The organism is Mycobacterium sp. E735 (assembly GCF_001666955.1).
GTDB lineage: Bacteria > Actinomycetota > Actinomycetes > Mycobacteriales > Mycobacteriaceae > Mycobacterium.
Map to the genome: position 1 here is coordinate 15147 of NZ_LZIX01000229.1, position 17074 is coordinate 32220.

The 17074-nt window shown below is 69.5% G+C and carries 20 protein-coding genes; 13 read left to right on the forward strand and 7 right to left on the reverse strand.

Annotation, left to right across the window (positions count from 1 at the left end; all coding sequences use genetic code 11):
- Window positions 1–360, forward strand: coding sequence for a DUF2784 domain-containing protein (locus tag A5704_RS18550; RefSeq protein ID WP_231969175.1), 360 nt, complete (start codon window positions 1–3; stop codon window positions 358–360).
- Here A5704_RS18550 and A5704_RS18555 read toward each other — a convergent pair.
- Window positions 350–598, reverse strand: coding sequence for a hypothetical protein (locus tag A5704_RS18555; protein WP_067751107.1), 249 nt, complete (start codon window positions 596–598; stop codon window positions 350–352). The genes A5704_RS18550 and A5704_RS18555 overlap by 11 nt on opposite strands.
- 102 nt (window positions 599–700) lie before the next feature.
- Between A5704_RS18555 and A5704_RS18560 the strand changes: the two genes are divergently transcribed.
- The 6 genes from A5704_RS18560 (at window position 701) to A5704_RS18585 (ending at window position 4371) form a co-directional block, all read left to right on the forward strand.
- A complete protein-coding gene (locus A5704_RS18560; RefSeq protein WP_067751110.1) occupies window positions 701–994 on the forward strand; it encodes a lipopolysaccharide assembly LapA domain-containing protein in 294 nt (97 codons plus the stop codon).
- A gap of 175 nt (window positions 995–1169) precedes the next feature.
- Entirely contained in the window at window positions 1170–1592 is a 423-nt protein-coding gene (locus A5704_RS18565) for a hypothetical protein (RefSeq protein WP_067751113.1), read from the forward strand.
- A 4-nt stretch (window positions 1593–1596) separates the two neighbouring features.
- Window positions 1597–3081 carry a DUF2867 domain-containing protein gene (locus A5704_RS18570; protein ID WP_067751272.1) on the forward strand — a complete coding sequence of 495 codons (1485 nt, stop codon included), beginning with the start codon at window positions 1597–1599 and terminating at the stop codon, window positions 3079–3081.
- 12 nt (window positions 3082–3093) lie between these two features.
- Entirely contained in the window at window positions 3094–3309 is a 216-nt protein-coding gene (locus A5704_RS18575) for a DUF2945 domain-containing protein (RefSeq protein ID WP_067751116.1), read from the forward strand.
- Window positions 3310–3312: 3 nt separating this feature from the next.
- A complete protein-coding gene (locus A5704_RS18580; protein ID WP_067751119.1) occupies window positions 3313–3648 on the forward strand; it encodes a DUF3140 domain-containing protein in 336 nt (111 codons plus the stop codon).
- Window positions 3649–3789: 141 nt separating this feature from the next.
- Window positions 3790–4371: a MarR family winged helix-turn-helix transcriptional regulator gene (locus A5704_RS18585; protein WP_067890390.1), complete on the forward strand. Its 582-nt coding sequence runs from the start codon at window positions 3790–3792 to the stop codon at window positions 4369–4371.
- Here A5704_RS18585 and A5704_RS18590 read toward each other — a convergent pair.
- Both A5704_RS18590 and fni read right to left on the reverse strand, forming a co-directional pair.
- Window positions 4368–5618 carry a glycosyltransferase gene (locus tag A5704_RS18590; protein ID WP_067890392.1) on the reverse strand — a complete coding sequence of 417 codons (1251 nt, stop codon included), beginning with the start codon at window positions 5616–5618 and terminating at the stop codon, window positions 4368–4370. The two genes, A5704_RS18585 and A5704_RS18590, sit on opposite strands and share 4 nt — an antisense overlap.
- A gap of 11 nt (window positions 5619–5629) precedes the next feature.
- The gene (fni, locus tag A5704_RS18595; RefSeq protein ID WP_197508506.1) at window positions 5630–6655 is read right to left on the reverse strand and encodes a type 2 isopentenyl-diphosphate Delta-isomerase; all 1026 of its coding nucleotides are present in this window, start codon (window positions 6653–6655) and stop codon (window positions 5630–5632) included.
- A 158-nt stretch (window positions 6656–6813) separates the two neighbouring features.
- On the opposite strand from fni, the gene A5704_RS18600 reads away from it, so the two are divergent.
- The 4 genes from A5704_RS18600 to A5704_RS18615 all read left to right on the forward strand — a co-directional run bounded on the left by A5704_RS18600 (window position 6814) and on the right by A5704_RS18615 (window position 11406).
- Window positions 6814–8913, forward strand: a complete 2100-nt coding sequence (locus tag A5704_RS18600) for an MMPL family transporter (RefSeq protein WP_067890400.1) — start codon at window positions 6814–6816, stop codon at window positions 8911–8913.
- On the forward strand, window positions 8910–9389 hold the full coding sequence (locus A5704_RS18605) for a TspO/MBR family protein (protein ID WP_067751149.1): 480 nt from the start codon (window positions 8910–8912) through the stop codon (window positions 9387–9389). Before A5704_RS18600 ends, A5704_RS18605 begins: the two co-directional genes overlap by 4 nt.
- Window positions 9390–9392: 3 nt before the next feature.
- Window positions 9393–10721 (forward strand): deoxyribodipyrimidine photo-lyase, encoded by a 1329-nt coding sequence (locus tag A5704_RS18610; protein WP_067783215.1) that lies wholly within the window; start codon window positions 9393–9395, stop codon window positions 10719–10721.
- A 133-nt stretch (window positions 10722–10854) separates the two neighbouring features.
- Window positions 10855–11406, forward strand: a complete 552-nt coding sequence (locus A5704_RS18615) for a DUF4333 domain-containing protein (protein WP_067751161.1) — start codon at window positions 10855–10857, stop codon at window positions 11404–11406.
- 37 nt (window positions 11407–11443) lie between these two features.
- Here the strand turns inward: A5704_RS18615 and A5704_RS18620 are convergent, their stop codons facing one another.
- The gene (locus A5704_RS18620) at window positions 11444–12181 is read right to left on the reverse strand and encodes an acyltransferase (RefSeq protein ID WP_067751167.1); all 738 of its coding nucleotides are present in this window, start codon (window positions 12179–12181) and stop codon (window positions 11444–11446) included.
- 102 nt (window positions 12182–12283) lie between these two features.
- Between A5704_RS18620 and A5704_RS18625 the strand changes: the two genes are divergently transcribed.
- Window positions 12284–13642, forward strand: a complete 1359-nt coding sequence (locus tag A5704_RS18625) for a PQQ-binding-like beta-propeller repeat protein (RefSeq protein ID WP_369827070.1) — start codon at window positions 12284–12286, stop codon at window positions 13640–13642.
- Between the two features lie 18 nt (window positions 13643–13660).
- On the forward strand, window positions 13661–14047 hold the full coding sequence (locus tag A5704_RS18630; RefSeq protein ID WP_067890403.1) for a DUF6264 family protein: 387 nt from the start codon (window positions 13661–13663) through the stop codon (window positions 14045–14047).
- A 99-nt stretch (window positions 14048–14146) separates the two neighbouring features.
- Here A5704_RS18630 and A5704_RS18635 read toward each other — a convergent pair whose 3' ends face one another.
- The 3 genes from A5704_RS18635 to A5704_RS18645 form a co-directional block, all read right to left on the reverse strand.
- Window positions 14147–14830 carry an esterase gene (locus A5704_RS18635; protein ID WP_067783209.1) on the reverse strand — a complete coding sequence of 228 codons (684 nt, stop codon included), beginning with the start codon at window positions 14828–14830 and terminating at the stop codon, window positions 14147–14149.
- A 70-nt stretch (window positions 14831–14900) separates the two neighbouring features.
- On the reverse strand, window positions 14901–16142 hold the full coding sequence (locus A5704_RS18640) for an SAM-dependent methyltransferase (protein ID WP_082950398.1): 1242 nt from the start codon (window positions 16140–16142) through the stop codon (window positions 14901–14903).
- Window positions 16100–17074, reverse strand: coding sequence for a class I SAM-dependent methyltransferase (locus A5704_RS18645; RefSeq protein WP_067751187.1), 975 nt, complete (start codon window positions 17072–17074; stop codon window positions 16100–16102). The genes A5704_RS18640 and A5704_RS18645 overlap by 43 nt, the downstream gene beginning before the upstream one ends.

A 17074-nucleotide genomic window follows, 5' to 3' on the forward strand; every position in this document is an offset into this window, starting at 1 on the left:
GTGCGGAAAGGGTATGTCGCCGCCGTCGTCCTGACCGTTGCCGTGCACCTCGCCTACCTGGCCTACGTGCCGGTCGGCGGCTTCCTCGCGCTGCGCTGGCCGCGCACCATCGTGCTGCACCGGGCGGCCGTCGTCTGGGGCGTCGCCGTTGTCGCGCTCAAGCTGCCCTGCCCGTTGACGTCGGCGGAATCGTGGGCGCGTCGCCGCGCCGGGATGGATCCCCTGCCCACCACCGGGTTCGTCGACCGCTATGTCGCGGGCCTGCTGGTGCCGTCCGGCCGCGTCGGTGTCGCGCAGGCATTCGCGTTTCTATGGGCCGCCATCTCCTGGGGCCTGTTCGAGCGGCGCGTCAGCCGCTGAGGCCGGGCTGTGCCGCGGGACCGCCGGCGGCCGCCGAATCCGTGACGGGCGGCGCCGCTTCGTGCTGAGGCCGACGGGATTTGCGCTGCCACAACGCCCACGTGGCAACCGAAACCGCGACGGCCGAGAGGATCAAGGTCGGCCAGAGGGCCAGCTGCGCCAGCCACAAGTCGCGCTGCAGGCGCACCACGGTGCGCCGGCCACGCCAGACGCGCCTCGGCATCTCTTTGACAGTCATCGCAGCTCTCATACCCCGGAGCGGGCGAATCAAACGCCACCGCGCGAGAGGATTTCGCGCTTCAACGGGTTTGGCTCACCGCGCTGGGGGCTAGTCACCAGCATGAGCACTGAATCGCGCGATCCCGCCGAGCCGTCATCGCGATCGTTCACCCGGCTAGCGGCCGCATGGTGGGCCCTCGTGGTCGGCCTGCTGATCCTGATCGTGCTGCTCATCTTCGTCGCGCAGAACACGGACTCGATAACCGTGCACTTCCTCGCTTTCCACTGGAACCTGCCGGTCGGAGTTGGCTACCTGCTGTCGGCGGTGGCCGGCGCCACAACGACGGTGCTCGTCGGCGCCGCCCGGATGATCCAACTGCGCAGGGCGGCCAAAAAGCAGCTCAAGGCGCTTTGATTCTCGCGGCGCGCAAAACCCTTCCTCAGCAAAGCGTTCCCCAATGCGGCCTGCTGGCGCGTCCGCAGTCTGACCACTAATTTAAATATTAATTAAATTAAGCGGCTAGACCCCCTCGCGGCGATTCGGTTCAGGTTTCACCGGGAATGCCACAGCGACAGGGCGGGAGGAACTCATGGGCCACAACGGAACAAGTGATGCGGTCGCGCAGGCGGTGGGCAAAGTCACCGAGGCTCTGGAGACCGTCGAGCGCGCCCGCGGACACCTATATTCGTTCCATCAGCTGACCGGGCGCGCCGACCTGCAACTCGACGACGCGGTGGCCCGGCTGAACGAGATCGGACACGCCGAGCTGGCCCAGCACATCAGCCGGGAACTCGTCGGGCGCAACGTGTTACCGGGTCGGTGGACCTTCCAGGTGGTCGACGACTACGACGACGGCTACTACCGCTGTTTCCGCGAGATCGAGCGGCTGGTGCGCGACCGGCTCACCGAAGGACGTCGCCATGTCCACGAAGCGCAGCTCAAGGAACGCCGGCGCACGGCGGGACATCCCGCCCACACCGCCACCCCCGACGACCACTCGGCGAAGGAGTGAATTGATGCATTGCGTCGTGTTCGGCGCCACGGGATACCTGGGGACGCGGCTCATCCCGCAGCTGCTCGCGAGCGGGCACTCCGTGCGCGTGCTGGCGCGCGACCCGGCCAAGCTCGACGACGTTGCATGGCGGGCAGATGTCGAGGTCGTTCAGGGCGACGTCATCGACGCCGGCGCCGTGCGGCGGGCACTCGACGGTCAGCAGGTCCTGTACTACCTCGTGCATTCGCTGATGCGCTCCGATTTCGTCGACTTCGACCAGCGCGCCGCACGCAACGTGGCGGAGTGCGCAAACCAGGCGGGCCTGTCGCGCATCGTCTACGTCGGCGGCATCACGCCCGACGGGCAGCGGCTCTCCGACCATCTGGCCTCACGCGCCCAAGTGGGGCTGCTCCTGCGGGTTTCGGGCGTGCCGACCGTCGAGTTGCGCGCGGCCGCCATCATCGGGGCGGGCTCGGCCAGCTTTGAAATGCTGCGGTACCTCACCGAGCGCCTGCCGCTGATCGTCGCCCCACGCTGGCTGAGGACCTGCGTCCAACCCATCGCCGTGCGCGACGCGCTTTACTACCTGCTGCACGCGGCCGAGTTGCCCTGCGACGTGAACCGGCCTTTCGACATCGGCGGACCCGACCGCTTCACCTACACGGAGATGATCCGCAAATACGCCGTGATCGCGGGCCTGCCCCGGCGGCCCGCGGTCCCGGTGCCGCTGTTGAGCCCGCGGCTGTCGGCGCCGTTCGTGGACCTGCTCACCCCACTCCCCCGTCAGCTGGCCGTTTCGTTGATGGAGTCGCTGGAAAACGACGTGGTGTGCGCCAATCACGACATCGCCCGCTACATCCCCGATCCCGAGGGCGGGCTGACGCACTACGAAGAGGCCGTCGAACTTGCCCTGGCGCACGTGCGCGAACAGGACCTGCGCACCCGGTGGTCCCGCGCCGACACCAACGGTGCGCCTTCCCGACCGCTGCCGACCGACCCGCAATGGTCGGGCGGATCGCTGTACGAGGATGTGCGTCAACGCAATAGCCGCACGGACGCCGAGACGCTCTGGCGTGCCATCCAAACCGCCGTCGCCGAGCGCAACTGGTCGGCGTTCCCCCTGGAATGGCCCTTGCGCGGATGGATCAACGGCACGCTCGGGGCCCTCCGGCCGCGGCGCCGGACGCTCGACGGGCAGAAGTTGCACGAGGGCGAGGCCCTGGACTGGTGGCGGGTGGAGCGCATCGACACCCCTCGGCTGCTGCGATTGCGCGCCGACCTCCCCCTGCCCGGGCGCCTGTGGCTCGAGCTGTCGGCGAGCGCTGACGACAACGGCGGCTCCCGGTACCACCAACGGGCCCTCTTCCAGCCCTACGGGCTTGCGGGGCAACTTTTTTGGAACACGTCGGCACCGTATCGCGACGTGGTGTTCGGCGGCATTGCGCGCGACGTCACGGCCACGGCACGCGGCGGCGTGACCCGGGAGGCGGCTCCGTCGCACTGTTGAAAGGAGAGCGAGATGACCGACAAGGAATTCCACAAGGGCGACAAGGTCGAGTGGAAGAGCCACGGCAGCACCGTTCGCGGGACGGTGGAGGCCGAAATCACCTCCGACGCCGAAGCCGCCGGACGCACCGTGCGGGCGTCCAAGGACGAGCCTCAGTACCGGGTGCGCAGCGACAAGACGGGTGCTGACGCGGTGCACAAGCCGGGCGCGCTACGCCGAGCGGACTGATCGATGGCCGACGAGGACGAGAAAGCCACCTGGGACCGCTTCGAGAAGACGGTCAACATGACCGCTCGCGAGCTGGAAAAATGGCTCGCCACCGAGGAATCACAGCGCGTGGGACAGAGGCAGGGCGGCGACGAGTCGACCGGGCACGCCAGTGGGCGCCGCATTGTCGCGATACTCAAGACCAAACGGAGCGACCTCGGGCCCGACGAGTACGCGCACATGCGCAAGGTCGTCGGCTACGCCAATCGCCACCTGGCCCAACGCCCCCAGGGCGACATCCGCGAAAGCGCATGGCGGTACTCCCTGATGAACTGGGGGCACGACCCGACGAAGTCCTGAGCGCGCACGGCGGTCCCCTCGGCGTCCGCGTGTTCGCCGACCAATCCGGTGCAAATGCGAGACACTTATCGGGGTTCGCGGCGCGCGTGTGGCGGTCGCCGATACGCTGGTCGGCGAATCTCGCAAGAAGGACACCGATAAGTGACCAAGCGCGGCGCCGCAGACCGGCGAATGGACCGAGCCGAACTCGAGAAGTTGATGTCGGCCGACATGCGCGCACTCACGGCGCAATCGGACCGCATCGGCCGACACTTCGCCCGCCAGAACGACGTCGGTGGCACCGACTTACACGCCTTGTTGCACATCATGGTCGCCGAGACGGCCGGAACGCCGCTGACGCCGGCGCAGTTGCGGCAGCGCCTGGACGTGTCGCCCGCCGCCATCACGTACCTGGTGGACCGGATGATCGACTCCGGCCACCTGCGGCGCGAGCCGGATCCCGACGACCGGCGCAAGACGCTGCTGCGCTACGAGGAATCGGGCATGGCGCTGGCCCGCTCGTTCTTCACCCCCCTCGGCGCGCACCTGCACGAGGCCCTCGCCGACGTGCCCGACCGCGATCTGACCGTCGCACACCGAGTTTTCCAGGCGATGATGGCGGCGATGTCCACCTTCGAAGCGCAACTCGCCACCCCAGGCTCCGAACCCCCGGAGACGGACGGAAAGCGCGGCCCCAGCAGGGCCCGCCGCCGTCCGGTGCACACCGGCGACAAACCCGCCTAGGACACCGGCCGACGGGCCGCGGAGCCAAGCACCCGCTGCTCGATCAGCTCGGCCCCGCGCCGCACCCCGCCCGTTGCGGCGAATCCGGCGGCCACCCGGCGGGCGCCGTCCGTCATCGTGGTCGCCTCGCGCACCTTCGCCCTCAGCCGCGCCGGCGTGAGGCTTTTGGCCGCCAGCCGGGTGCCGCAGCGAGCGACCTCCACACGCCGGGCGACTTCCGCCTGGTCGCGCGCGAACGGCACGACGCAGACGGGCACGCCGCGGTCGAGGGCCTTCAGCGTCGTGCCCATCCCGCCGTGGGTGATGGCGCAGCTGGCCCGCCGCAACAGGGCCGCGTGCGGGACGAAGCGGCAGACGGTCGCATTCGCCGGCCTGGGGAGGTTCGGCGGGATGCCGGCCGGAAACGTCGCCACCACGTGGACGGGCTCGTCGGCCAGCGCCCGCAACGCGATCCGTCCGAGGGCGGCGTCGGGCTGCCTGATCGATGACGTGTTCACCAGCACCACCGGCCGGTTGATGTCAGCGACCCACTCCGGTGTGGTTGCCTGCGCGGGTTCGAACACGCACGCGCCGATGTGGTGAACCAAACCGGCCCATCCCGGGTGGGGATACTCGAAGGGCTCGCCGCCGACGGCCAGCAACAGCGGTGCCCGCCGCACGAAGTCGTCGACCGACACGACCGGCGACAGCCCCAGCCCGGCGCGAATCTCGTTGACCCGCGGCAGCATTGGGCGGTCGAAAAGATACCGGACGATCGGCCGCACCGAGGCGTCGCGCAGTTCGCCGAGAATGCCCGGCAGTGGGCGCAGCCCGGGACCGAACGGCGGCACGCCGCGAGACCGCAGGTAGGGCGTGAACGGCGAGAACACCAGCCACGGCGTATCGCCTGCCTCCGCGGCCGACATGGCCCCCCAGCAGTTCGCGTCGACAATGACCGCATCCGGCCGGACGGCGGACACGGCCCGTCGCAAATCCTCGACTTCGAGTGCCGCGCGCCGGCACAACACATCGATGGTCAGCTTCAGCACTCCCAGTGCGTTTCGGGCGCGCCAGTCCTCACCGACGATCGACTCGATCGCGGGATCGACCGGCTCGGCGTGGACGCCGACCGCGCGCATCATCGCGACGCCACCCGCCATGGTGCGTGCATGCACCTCATGACCGCGGCCGGCGAGTTCGGTCAGCAGGGCGCCGGCCGGCAACAGGTGGCCCAGGGCCGGCGATCCATAGGCCAGTATCACCGCCATGTCGCACCCAGCTATGGGACGGGAGTCAGGTCGACCGCGCGCAGGGCGGAAAGGGTTGCTGCGCCACAGCCGTGCAGGCAGACGCGAAGTTCATCGATGAACGGCTGCAGCCAATCGACAACGGCCGCAGTGGAATCGATCGCGGCCGGCAGCAAAGGTCGTGCCACCGCCACGACATCGGCTCCCAATGCGAGCGCCTTGGCCGCGTCCATGCCGGTGCGGATCCCGCCGGAAGCCACCAGCGGGATGTCCGGCAGCACCTCACGCACCTCCACGATCGCCCGCGCCGTCGGGATGCCCCAGTCGGCCAGGTGGGGATAACGCAGCTCGCCGTAGCGGACGAACTGCTCAACCCGCGACCACGAGGTGCCACCGGCGCCCGCGACGTCTATGCCGGCGACCGGCAAATTCCCCTCGACCCCAACCAATTCCGCGGCGGCCGTCCCGCCGATGCCGTGACCGACCTCCTTGAGCAGCACCGGGCATTCTATCGCGTCGGCAGCGTCCCGCAGCCGGGCCAACGAGCCGGAGAAGTCGGTGTCACCGTTGCGCTGGATCGCCTCCTGCAACGGATTAGTGTGCACCGCAAGCGCATCGGCGCCCACCCGCTCCAAAGCCTTTGCCAGGTCGGGCACGGCGGCCTTCGTCAGTTGGGCCAGGCCGATGTTGCCGAACAGCAAGACATCCGGAGCCACGTCGCGGACGTTGAAGCTGGCCGCGGCCCGTTCGCCCAGCGCGCTGTCCAGCATGATCCGCTGGGAGCCGAGCATCATCCCGATGCCGAGTTGCTGAGCGGCCGCGGCCAGATTCCTGTTGATGGTCCCCGACAACTCGGCACCGCCGGTCATCGCGCCGATCAGGACCGGGAAGCGCAGGTCCGCGCCGAAGAATTCGGTCGACAGGTCGATGTCGTCGAGGCTCGTCTGGGTCAGGGCGTTGTACGGCAACTGGTACCGCTCCAGCCCGGTGGTGACGTGCTCGTAGTTGACCGGCTCCGCGAGGCAGACGTCGATGTGCCGCCGCTTGCGGTTGGTCATCGGCGCCCGATCTGCCGTCAAGGCAGGCACCCCGGCGCGACAACGCCGCGCCCGCTCGCATCCATAATGTCCATAGTGCCCCTTGTTGCGTACCGGCAATGTGCAACGGTGCGTAATTTCAGTTGATTAATGTTTAACACACTGAAAGACTTCACATCGTGGTGTGGGATGGCGTGGCCGCGGCCGTGACGGGACGGCGCTCGTGGTTGCTCGCGCTTGCCGCCGTCCTCCTCGGTGGCGTTTTCATGGCGCTGGTCGGCGCCAACGCGGCGGCGGGGCAGGCGCCGCTGTCGGTGCCGACCGGCTCGGACTCGGCGAAAGTCGACGCCATGGCCCGCCAGTTCCCCGGGGGAGACCGGGTCCCGCTGATCCTGGTGGTCAGCCGCGCCGATGGCGCCGCGCTTGATCCCGCCGAAGTCACCGCCGCCCAAGCCGCTCGGGAGCGGATGCAGGCCGCCGCCCCGCCGGGCGGGGCCACCCCAGCGACGCCAGCGCGGGTGTCGGCCGACGGCAAGGCGGCCATCTCGGTGGTGCCGGTCAGCGCCGACCTCTCGGGGCTCGCCCTGACCGATGCGGTCGCCAAGCTGCGCAAGGCCGCCGCCACCGGCCTGCCGGAGCAGCTGGCGGCCCACGTCACCGGCGGCCCGGCGTTCGGCGCCGACATCGCCGGCGCCTTCACCAATGCCAACGTCACCCTGCTCGCCGTGACGGCATCGGTGGTCGCGTTGCTGCTGATCGCGACCTACCGCTCCCCCGTGCTGTGGCTGGTGCCGCTGCTGGTGGTCGGCTTCGCCGACCGGGTCGCGGCGGCGGTGGGCACCGCGGTGGCGCCGCTGACCGGGCTGAGCTTTGACGGGGCCACGTCCGGGATCACCAGCGTGCTGGTCTTCGGGGCGGGCACCAACTACGCGCTGCTGCTGATTTCCCGATACCGGCAGGAGCTTCGGCGCCATCGCGACCATCGAGATGCGCTGCGCCGCGCCGTGCGGATGGCCGGTCCGGCGATCGTCGCCAGCAACGCCACGGTGGTGCTGGCATTGCTCACGTTGCTGTTCGCCTCGACCCCGAGCACCCGCAGCCTGGGCGCGCTTGCGGCCTGCGGGCTGGTGGTCGCGGCGGTGTCCGCCCTGGTGATACTCCCGCCCCTGCTGGCGCTGAGCGGACGGCGATTGTTCTGGCCTTTCATCCCCCGGCCCGAAGGCACCGCCACCGCGGATTCGACGTCCTGGCAACGCATCGGCGAATGGGTGAACCGGCGCCCGGCGCTGGTCGCGGCCGTCGCGATCGCGGGCCTGGTGGCGCTGGCCACCGGCCTGCTCGGCACACGAATCGGCTTGTCGCAGACCGAGCAGTTCCGCGTCCACGCGGATTCGGTGTCCGGTTATGACATCGTCGCGGCGCATTTTCCGGCCGGCCTGGCGAACCCCACGCTCGTCATCGCCCCCACCGACTCGCCGGTCGCGCAGGCCATCGGGGCGACCCCCGGCGTGGTGTCGGCGAACGAATCGGGCCGCTCCCCGTCGGGCCTGACGAAATGGTCGGTGGTGATCGACGCCCCACCGTCCTCCGACAGGGCATTCGAAATCATTGCCGCACTTCGTGATACGACGAAGTCGGCAAGCCCGTCCGCGCTGGTGGGTGGGGCGGACGCGCAGGCGCTCGACATCCGCGACGCGGCCACCCATGACCGGCATCTGCTGATTCCGGCGATACTCGCGGTCATCCTGGTCGTGCTCTATGCCCTGCTGCGGTCCGCGCTCGCCCCTCCCACACTGCTGACGGCGACGATCCTCGGGGCGCTCGCCGCGCTCGGCATGGGCGGCTGGGCCAGCAGCCACATCTTCGGCTTCCCGGCGCTGGACAACAGCACACCCCTGTTCGCCTTCCTGTTCCTGGCCGCACTCGGCGTGGACTACACCATCTTTCTCGTCACCCGCGCCCGCGAAGAGTCCGCGGAACGTGGCGCACGCGCCGGCATGGTCGCAGCGGTGTCGGCCACCGGCGGCGTCATCACCAGTGCGGGAATAGTTTTGGCCGCCGTCTTCTGCGTGCTCGGCGTGCTGCCGCTGATCGTGCTGACCCAGTTGGGCATCATCGTCGGCCTGGGCATCCTGCTGGACACGTTCGTGGTCCGCACACTGGTTATTCCCGCGCTGTTCGCCCTCCTCGGCGACCGCATCTGGTGGCCCTCGGCCCCCAGACCCGCCAAAGCCACTGCAGCACAGGCAGAAAACCAACCGGAACGGAGCATCCCTTGAAAACGTCAACCCTCGCCGCCACCAGCCTCGCCGTCGCCGCCGCCGCGGTGACCGGCAGCGTCGCCAACGCCAAGGCCGCTCCGTCCTGGTATGCGCGGCTGCGCAAGCCGCCGTACCAGCCCCCCAACGTGGCCTTTCCGGTGGCATGGACCTCCCTCTACACCGACATCGCGGTCACATCGGCGGAGGCCATCGACCGGTTGCGGGCGGCGGGACGGGAGGACGAGGCGCGCCGCTACGCCGCGGCGCTCGGCGTGAACCTGGTTCTCAACGCCGGATGGAGTTGGCTCTTCTTCGGTTTCCACAAACTGGGCGCGTCGGCGGTCGGCGCCGCCGTGCTGACGGCCAGCAGCGCAGACCTCGCACGGCGGGCGGCGCAGGCCGACGCGCGGGCCGGCCTGGCCCTGTCGGCGTACCCGCTGTGGTGTTCCTTCGCGACCGTCCTGGCCACCCACGTTTGGCGACTGAACCGCTGAATCATGCCGACGCTTTTGTGGTTTCGTCGCGACCTGCGGTTGGGTGACCATCCCGCGCTCAACGCCGCGGCCGACGACGGCGAGGTGCTCGCCTGCTTCGTGCTGGACCCGAAACTCGAGGCGTCCTCGGGCCGGCGCCGGCTGCAGTTTCTCGGTGACTCGCTGCGGCGATTGCACGACGACCTGGACGGCCGGCTGTTGGTGACCCGCGGGCGGCCCGACGAGGTGATCCCGCGCATCGCCAAGGAGATCGCCGCATCGGCGGTGCACATCTCCGACGATTTCGCGCCGTACGGCAAGCGCCGTGACGAAAAGGTCCGTGCGGCACTGGATTCGGTCCCACTGGTGGCCACGGGTTCGCCGTATCTGGTCTCGCCGGGCCGCGTCGCGAAGAAGGACGGCTCGCCCTACCAAGTCTTCACACCGTTCCTGCGTCAATGGCGCGAGTCCGGCTGGCGGCCGCCGGCGAAATCGGGTGCCGCGTCGGCCCGCTGGCTCGATCCGGCGCGACTGCGGATCGACCGGGCCGAGATCCCCGATCCCGGCGCCACGCTCGATCTCGAAGCGGGCGAGACCGCGGCGCGCAAGCAATGGAAGTCGTTTGTCGACAACGGGTTACAGCGTTACGCCGAAGAGCGGAACCGCCCCGACCTACCCGGCACCAGCCGCATGTCGGCATACCTGAAGTTCGGCAGCATCCACCCCCGAACCATGGTCGCCAACCTCGATCTCCGTCACGGCGGGGCCCAGGCGTACCTGCGCGAGTTGGCGTTTCGCGATTTCTACGCCGACGTGTTACACCACTGGCCGGCCAGCGCCTGGCACAACTGGAACCGTCAATTCGACGGCATCCCCACCGACAGCGGCGCCGAGGCGAAACGCCGCTTCGAAACCTGGAAGGCCGGCGAGACCGGCTTCCCGATGGTGGACGCGGGAATGCGTCAGCTTCGGGAGACCGGATACATGCACAACCGGGTGCGGATGATCGTCGCCTCCTTCCTGGTGAAAGACCTGCACCTGCCGTGGCAGTGGGGCGCCGAGTGGTTCTTGGATCAATTGGTCGATGGCGACATGGCGAACAACCAGCACGGCTGGCAGTGGTGCGCGGGCTGCGGCACCGACGCCGCGCCGTACTTCCGGGTGTTCAACCCGACCACCCAGGGCGAGAAGTTCGATCCGTCCGGGGATTACATCCGGCGGTGGGTGCCCGAGTTGCGCTCCGTGGACGACGCGCACCTGCGCAAGGGCCGACGGCCGGCGGGCTACCCCGCCGAGATCGTCGACCACGGCGCCGAGCGCGCCGAGGCGCTGCGGCGTTATCAGAGCATCTGACCCGCGGGCTAGGACGCGGGCGCGGCACGGAATTGTCGCGTGCGTGAATGTTTGCTCAATCGCCCGCCCCGAAGCTGGTTGGCATGCAATTATCAGCCGATTCACAGTTGTCAAGCCGCTCGGGAGGCGCTACATGACACCCTTCATCGTTCGGACGTTGCTGGCCTCCGGTGCCGCCGCGGGCTTGCTGGCCGGCGTGACCGCCTGTTCGTGTTCCGTCGGTTCGTCGCACTCGGTCAGCAAGAGCGATGTCGCCGGTCAGATCACCTCGAAGTTGACCGACGCCGCCGGCAACAAGCCCGACTCGGTGAACTGTCCGAACGACCTGCCGGCGAAGGTTGGGGCGCAACTCAATTGCGAGATGAAGGTCAAGAACCAGACGTTCAACGTCAACGTGACCGTGACGAGCGTGGACGGCAAGGACGTCAAGTTCGACATGGTCGAGACGGTCGACAAGAACCAGGTCGCCAGCATCATCAGTAACAAGCTGGCCCAGCAGGTGGGCAGAAAGCCCGACTCGGTGACCTGCCCCGACAACCTGAAGGGCGTTCAGGGCGCGACGCTGCGGTGCCAACTCGTCGACGGCACCGACAAATACGGCATCGCGGTGACCGTCACCAACGTCGACGCCGGCGACGTCAACTTCGACTTCAAGGTCGATGACCACCCGGAACCGGCGTCCTAGCGGCGAAGCCGGGCACTGCGGGGTCACCGCCGTCTGATCAGCGAGCGGCCTTCTTGCGCTCGATGTCGGCCAGCGCGGCCGCCAGTTCGGCCCGCTGGGCCGCCGAGCTCTCCCAGGCGAGCTGGCGATTCTTGACCACCTTGGCCGGCGCGCCGACCGCGATGGAGTAGTCGGGGATCACGCCGCGGACCACCGCGTGTGACCCCAGCACGCAGCCGCGCCCGACCGCGGTGCCGCGCAGCACCGTCACCTTCACACCCACCCAGGTGTCGGGCCCGATCCGCACCGGTGACTTCACGATGCCCTGATCCTTGATCGGCAGGGTGATGTCGTCCATCCGGTGGTCGAAGTCGCAGACGTAGCACCAGTCCGCCATCAGCACCGAGTCGCCGAGCTCGATGTCGAGGTAGGCGTTGATGACGTTGTCGCGGCCCAGCACCACCTTGTCGCCGAACCGCAGCGAGCCTTCGTGGGCCCGAATGGTGTTCTTGTCGCCGATGTGCACCCACCGGCCGATCTCCAGCTGCGCCAGTTCGGGCGTGGCATGAATCTCCACGCCCTTGCCCAGGAACACCATCCCGCGGGTGATGATGTGCGGGTTGGCCAGCTTGAACTTCAGCAGCCGCCAGTAGCGCACCAGGTACCACGGTGTGTATGCGCGGTTGCGCAGCACCCATCGCAGCGAGGCCATCGTGAGGAACTTGGCCTGGCGCGGGTCCCGCAGGTTCGATCCCCGCCAGCGGCGGTGGACCGGTGCGCCCCACATGCTCGTCATGGCCGGACAGCCTAGCGCGCGCTTGCGGCGGCCGAGAACGGCGGGCAATCCGCCGGAGCCGAGTCCGCACGGGTTACCCTCACCTGTACTCACTGGCCGCTCATGCCGAACGCCGTGGAAAAGGATCTGGGATTCGAGGTGCTTGACCGACATCTCCCGCGTGGGCTTCGGCGTTGGTCATCCGCGCTGCTGGCGGCCGGGATCACGGTTGGACTCGGCGGGTGCGCCAACACCGACTCCTGGGTGGAGGCGTCAGCGTCGGCTGGCTGGCCCGCGCAATACGCCGACGCCGCCAACAGCGGCTACACCGGCACCGACGGCGCCTCCAAGCTTTCGTTGCGGTGGACGCGCTCGGTCAAGGGCAGCCTGGCGGCGGGTCCGGCGCTGAGCGCGCGCGGTTACCTGGCGCTCAACGCGCAGACCCCGGCCGGATGCTCGCTGATGGAATGGGAGAACGACAACAACGGCCGGCAGCGCTGGTGCGTGCGGCTGTTCCAGGGCGGGGGCTTTGCGGGCCCGCTCTTCGACGGGTTCGACAACCTCTACGTCGGCCAGCCCGGCGCCTTCCTTTCCTTTCCGGTGACGCAGTGGACGCGGTGGCGGCAGCCGGTGATCGGAATGCCAACCACCCCAAGGTTTCTCGGGCACGGGCAGCTGCTGGTCGCGACGCACCTGGGCCAAGTGCTGGTTTTCGAGGCCCACCGCGGCGCGGTGGTCGGCAGCCCGATGGATTTGGTGGACGGCGTCGATCCCACCGACGCGACGCGCGGGTTGGCCGATTGCGCGCCGGCCCGGCAGGGCTGCCCGGTGGCCGCCGCGCCCGCCTTCTCGGCGGCCAGCCAGATGGCGGTGCTGGGCGTCTGGCAGCCCGGCGCCCCGGCCGCGGGGCTGGTTGGGCTCAAATACCACGCCGGGCAGACGCCGCTGGTGTCCCGCGAGTGGACGAGCGACGCCGTCGGCGCCGGCGTCATCGCCAGCCCGGTGTTGTCCGCCGACGGGGCGACCGTTTATGTCAACGGTCGGGACCAGCGACTGTGGGCGTTGCGCGCCGCCGACGGAAAGGTGAAATGGTCGGCGCCGCTGGGGTTTCTGGCGCAGACACCGCCCGCGGTCACCCCGGCGGGCCTGATCGTGTCGGGCGGCGGCCCGGACACCCGGTTGGTGGCGTTCAAGGACGCGGGGGACCACGCGGATCAGGCGTGGCGCCGCGATGACGTCGTCCCGCTGTCGTCGTCGAGCCTGGCCGGCGCCGGCGTCGGCTACACCGTCGTCAGCGCACCCACGACGAACGGCGCACCCGGCATGTCGCTGCTGGTGTTCGACCCCGGCAACGGCCACACGCAGGGCAGTTACCCGCTTCCGGCCGCCACCGGCTATCCGGTCGGTGTGTCTGTCGGCACCGATCGCCGCGTGGCGGCCGCCACCAGCGACGGCCAGGTGTACGGTTTCGCGCCGGCGTGACCGGGACATACTGAGCCCATGTCCGACGACAACGAGATGCAGTCCGCGGTCGCCGCGTACTCGAGACGGAGCGAGCGCAGCCTCGCGGTGGACCGCACCGCGACCGTGGCGCTGCTCGCCGCGCAGGCTTTTCTGGTCGCGGTCACGATAGGCCTGCTCAGCGTCTACGTCATGGCCACCGACTCCTGCGGCTACCAAAAGTGCGGCGACCCGGCGTGGATCAATCGCGCCATGGTCCTGGGCATCGGCGGCGGCGGCGTTATCTTCGCCGCCGCCCTGTTCGTGGCGGTCCGCCGCCTCGCCCGGCGCCGGACCGCCTTCTTCGTGCCGATCATCGGTTGTCTGGCGCAGGTCGCGCTGGCCGCCGGCGCCGTGGCCATGGAGTTTCAGGCCGGCCCCGTCTAGGCGACGACCCGCCTCGCCCGGCCACACCGCGCTCGCGATCGCCGCTCGCCCGATGGCGGCGACCCGCCTCGCCCGGCCACACCGCGCTTGCGATCGCCGCTAAAGGGCCAGCGGGGGGATCGCGCTACGCGGCACCGAGGCCTGGACCGGCCCGGCGAAGGCCGGCAGCATCTCGCCGGGCGCGAAGTAGAAGATCAGGTCGTCGTCGGTGATGGCGAAGTTCTGGTAATGCGTCGAATCGTGTCCCGTCGACGGCAAAATGGCTGCGCCCAAAGGGGTCTGACGTTCCAGGTCCCGCTGCACGATCGGGAAGATGCTGTCCAGCGGCGTGGTGCCCGGCGCGAACAGATTGTCGAAGACGATGGGCTGCTTGGTCCCCAGGTTGTAGTTGAAGGCCTTGTACCAGATCGAGGGGTGCGCCCCGCCGAGATCTTGAAAGAACTTGAGCACCACACTGCGGGTGTTGTGCGGCGGCTGACCCGAGGCGCGTTGCTCGGTGGTGGCTTCCAATTGGTAGGGCTGATCCCGCGACCCGGAACTCTGTGCGACGTTGACGAAGCCGTCCCGGTTCTGCCCGACGTAATCGGCGAGCGCTTGCTCGTCGGGATAGTCGGCGGGGAACACGATGTTCAGCGTGTAGTTGGGGCCGGTCGCGCGCACGCGACACATCTGGCCGTCCTCGACGGTGCCGCCCACGGTGGCGCACGACGGTGGGGCGGCGGCCGCCGGCCAGCCCCACAGGGCCGCCGATGCGAGCACGGCGACCGCTATCAGATAACGCATTCTTCAGTGTCCTTGCAGGTTAGGCGGGGGCTGGGCGCCTGGCAGAGCGATCGCACCAGCCTACCGGGCGCTATCGCGACGGACGGCAGACGAAGGCCGTCGCGCGGCCGGCCCCCCGGGAGCCGATGCGGGTGATGACCACCGATAAGGCCCGGCCGCCGCGCAGCCGCATCCGTCGCCGCAGGGCGTCGGGGTCCACCCGCACACCGCGAACCAGGACCTCCAACGTCCCGCAGTCCAGCGCGGACAGCGCCTGGCGCAGCCGCCGCTCGTCGAACGCCAACTGCTCGAGCACCTCGAACCCCCGGACCGCCGACGGCAACTCATCCCCCGACAGGTAGGCGATGTCGGGGTCGAGTTGCCACAGCCGGTGCCGCGCGCCGTAGTGGCGCACCAGCCCGGCGCGGACCACCGCCCCATCGGGGTCGACGATCCACCGCCCGGCCGGCCGCGCGGGGCAGTCGTCTGGGTCGGCGTCGGTGATCTGCTCGCCGCGATCGAGGACGCTGGCGCGGCGCAGGACGCCGCGCCGGGCCAGTCCGGGAGACCAGAGGCACGCTTCGCGCACAGCGCCGCGGTAGGACGTCACCTCGATTTCGCCGCGGAAGCCGATCCGCTCCAGATCATCGAAATCTATTCCGGGAGAGCACTTTACGACAAGGTCGCGGTCCCGGTAGGTGTCGATCAGGGCGCCGAGCGCCGGCCGGTAATCGTCGAGACGGAAGCGGCGCCGCCCCCCGAGGCGCCGCGCGGGGTCCGCCAGGACGACGGCGTCACGGGTCACCGGAGCCAGCGCGTCGGCGCGGCAGAGCGGGGCCGACTCGCCGAGGTTGTGCCGGGCCATCGCCAGTCGCACCGCGTCGAGGTCGCTGCCGAGCGCCCGCACCCCGAGGGCGCGCAGGGCGGCCACCTCGGTGCCGATCGAGCAGGTGGCGTCGTGCACGACGGATCCGGTCTCGGCGAGCCGCCTGGACCGGTGCAGCGCCACCGGCGCGGCGGTGGCTTGCTGCAGCGCCTCGTCGGTGAACAGCCAGCTCGACGCCGGGTTTCCGGCGCCCAGCCCGCCCAGTTTCTCGGCGGCGCGCCGGCGCAGCAACGTCGTCTCCACCAACACCGCGGCCCGGTCCCCGAATCGGGCGCGCGCCGCGGCGACGTCGGCCACCCGGGTCGCGTCGGTCAGCTCGAGCTCTCCGACCGCCGCCAGGGCGGCGGCACCGGATTCCGATCGCAGGTAACGGACGTCCTCGACGGTGAAGGTGAGGCCGTCACTCAGGAGGGCTTGACCCCGGTGATCATCACGTTGTAGAACCAGCCCTTCGGCGCCACGTGCCGCCACACATTGGCGTCCAGCCAACTCAGCGTCTTCCAGCTGTTGAACGCGAACTTCGCCCAGCCCCAGCCGAGCCGTCCGGGCGGCACCGCACATTCGAACGTCCGCAGCGGCCAGCCCAGCATGGCAGCGGTGAATTCCACTGTGGCCGTTTGCACTTCGGCGGCGCCGGCGTTGCCCGCCATCCGCTCCAGGTCGCCCGGGTCGAAGGTGTGCAGGTCCACGACCGCCTCCAGCGCCGCGGCCCGGGAGGACTCGTCGAGTTCGGCCTGTGGCCGCCGCCAGCCGTCGAGGCCCGGCAGCTTGGTGACGTTGGTCGCGACGCGCCAGGTCAGGGTGGACAGCGTGCGGGCGTAGGTGTCCCCGACGGTGGTCGGCTCGCCGGCGAACACGAACCGCCCGCCCGGGCGCAGCACCCGGACGACCTCCCGAAGCGCCAGCTCGACATCGGGGATGTGGTGCAGCACCGCGTGCCCGACGACCAAGTCAAAGGTGTTGTCCTCGTATGGGATTCCCTCGGCGTCGGCGACCCGGCCGTCGATGTCCAGACCCAGCGCCTGCCCGTTGCGGGTGGCGACCTTTACCATCCCGGGTGACAGATCGGTGACCGATCCACGCCGGGCCACCCCGGACTGGATCAGGTTGAGCAGGAAAAACCCGGTGCCGCAGCCCAATTCGAGGGCGCGGTCGTAGGGCAGCTCGCGCTGCACCTCGGCGGGGACGATGGCGTCGAAGCAGTCCCGGGCGTAGTCCACGCAGCGCTGGTCATACGAGATCGACCACTTCTCGTCGTAGGACTCGGCCTCCCAGTCGTGGTAGAGCACCTGGGCCAGCTTGCTGTCGTGCCGGGCCGCCTCCACCTCTTCGGCCGTGGCATGCGGGTTGGGAACGGCATCGGTCGAACTCGTCGTCAT

What these genes read in the sequence shown, in the direction of transcription:
- A5704_RS18610 (WP_067783215.1), top strand. Translation starts at nt 9,393, where the DNA reads ATGCCGACGCTTTTGTGGTTTCGTCGCGACCTGCGGTTGGGTGACCAT.
- A5704_RS18590 (WP_067890392.1), bottom strand. Translation starts at nt 5,618, where the DNA reads ATGGCGGTGATACTGGCCTATGGATCGCCGGCCCTGGGCCACCTGTTG.
- A5704_RS18570 (WP_067751272.1), top strand. Translation starts at nt 1,597, where the DNA reads ATGCATTGCGTCGTGTTCGGCGCCACGGGATACCTGGGGACGCGGCTC.
- A5704_RS18560 (WP_067751110.1), top strand. Translation starts at nt 701, where the DNA reads ATGAGCACTGAATCGCGCGATCCCGCCGAGCCGTCATCGCGATCGTTC.
- A5704_RS18565 (WP_067751113.1), top strand. Translation starts at nt 1,170, where the DNA reads ATGGGCCACAACGGAACAAGTGATGCGGTCGCGCAGGCGGTGGGCAAA.
- A5704_RS18620 (WP_067751167.1), bottom strand. Translation starts at nt 12,181, where the DNA reads ATGACGAGCATGTGGGGCGCACCGGTCCACCGCCGCTGGCGGGGATCG.
- A5704_RS18635 (WP_067783209.1), bottom strand. Translation starts at nt 14,830, where the DNA reads ATGCGTTATCTGATAGCGGTCGCCGTGCTCGCATCGGCGGCCCTGTGG.
- A5704_RS18645 (WP_067751187.1), bottom strand. Translation starts at nt 17,074, where the DNA reads ATGACGACGAGTTCGACCGATGCCGTTCCCAACCCGCATGCCACGGCC.
- fni (WP_197508506.1), bottom strand. Translation starts at nt 6,655, where the DNA reads ATGACCAACCGCAAGCGGCGGCACATCGACGTCTGCCTCGCGGAGCCG.
- A5704_RS18575 (WP_067751116.1), top strand. Translation starts at nt 3,094, where the DNA reads ATGACCGACAAGGAATTCCACAAGGGCGACAAGGTCGAGTGGAAGAGC.
- A5704_RS18555 (WP_067751107.1), bottom strand. Translation starts at nt 598, where the DNA reads ATGACTGTCAAAGAGATGCCGAGGCGCGTCTGGCGTGGCCGGCGCACC.
- A5704_RS18625 (WP_369827070.1), top strand. Translation starts at nt 12,284, where the DNA reads ATGCCGAACGCCGTGGAAAAGGATCTGGGATTCGAGGTGCTTGACCGA.
- A5704_RS18580 (WP_067751119.1), top strand. Translation starts at nt 3,313, where the DNA reads ATGGCCGACGAGGACGAGAAAGCCACCTGGGACCGCTTCGAGAAGACG.
- A5704_RS18630 (WP_067890403.1), top strand. Translation starts at nt 13,661, where the DNA reads ATGTCCGACGACAACGAGATGCAGTCCGCGGTCGCCGCGTACTCGAGA.
- A5704_RS18615 (WP_067751161.1), top strand. Translation starts at nt 10,855, where the DNA reads ATGACACCCTTCATCGTTCGGACGTTGCTGGCCTCCGGTGCCGCCGCG.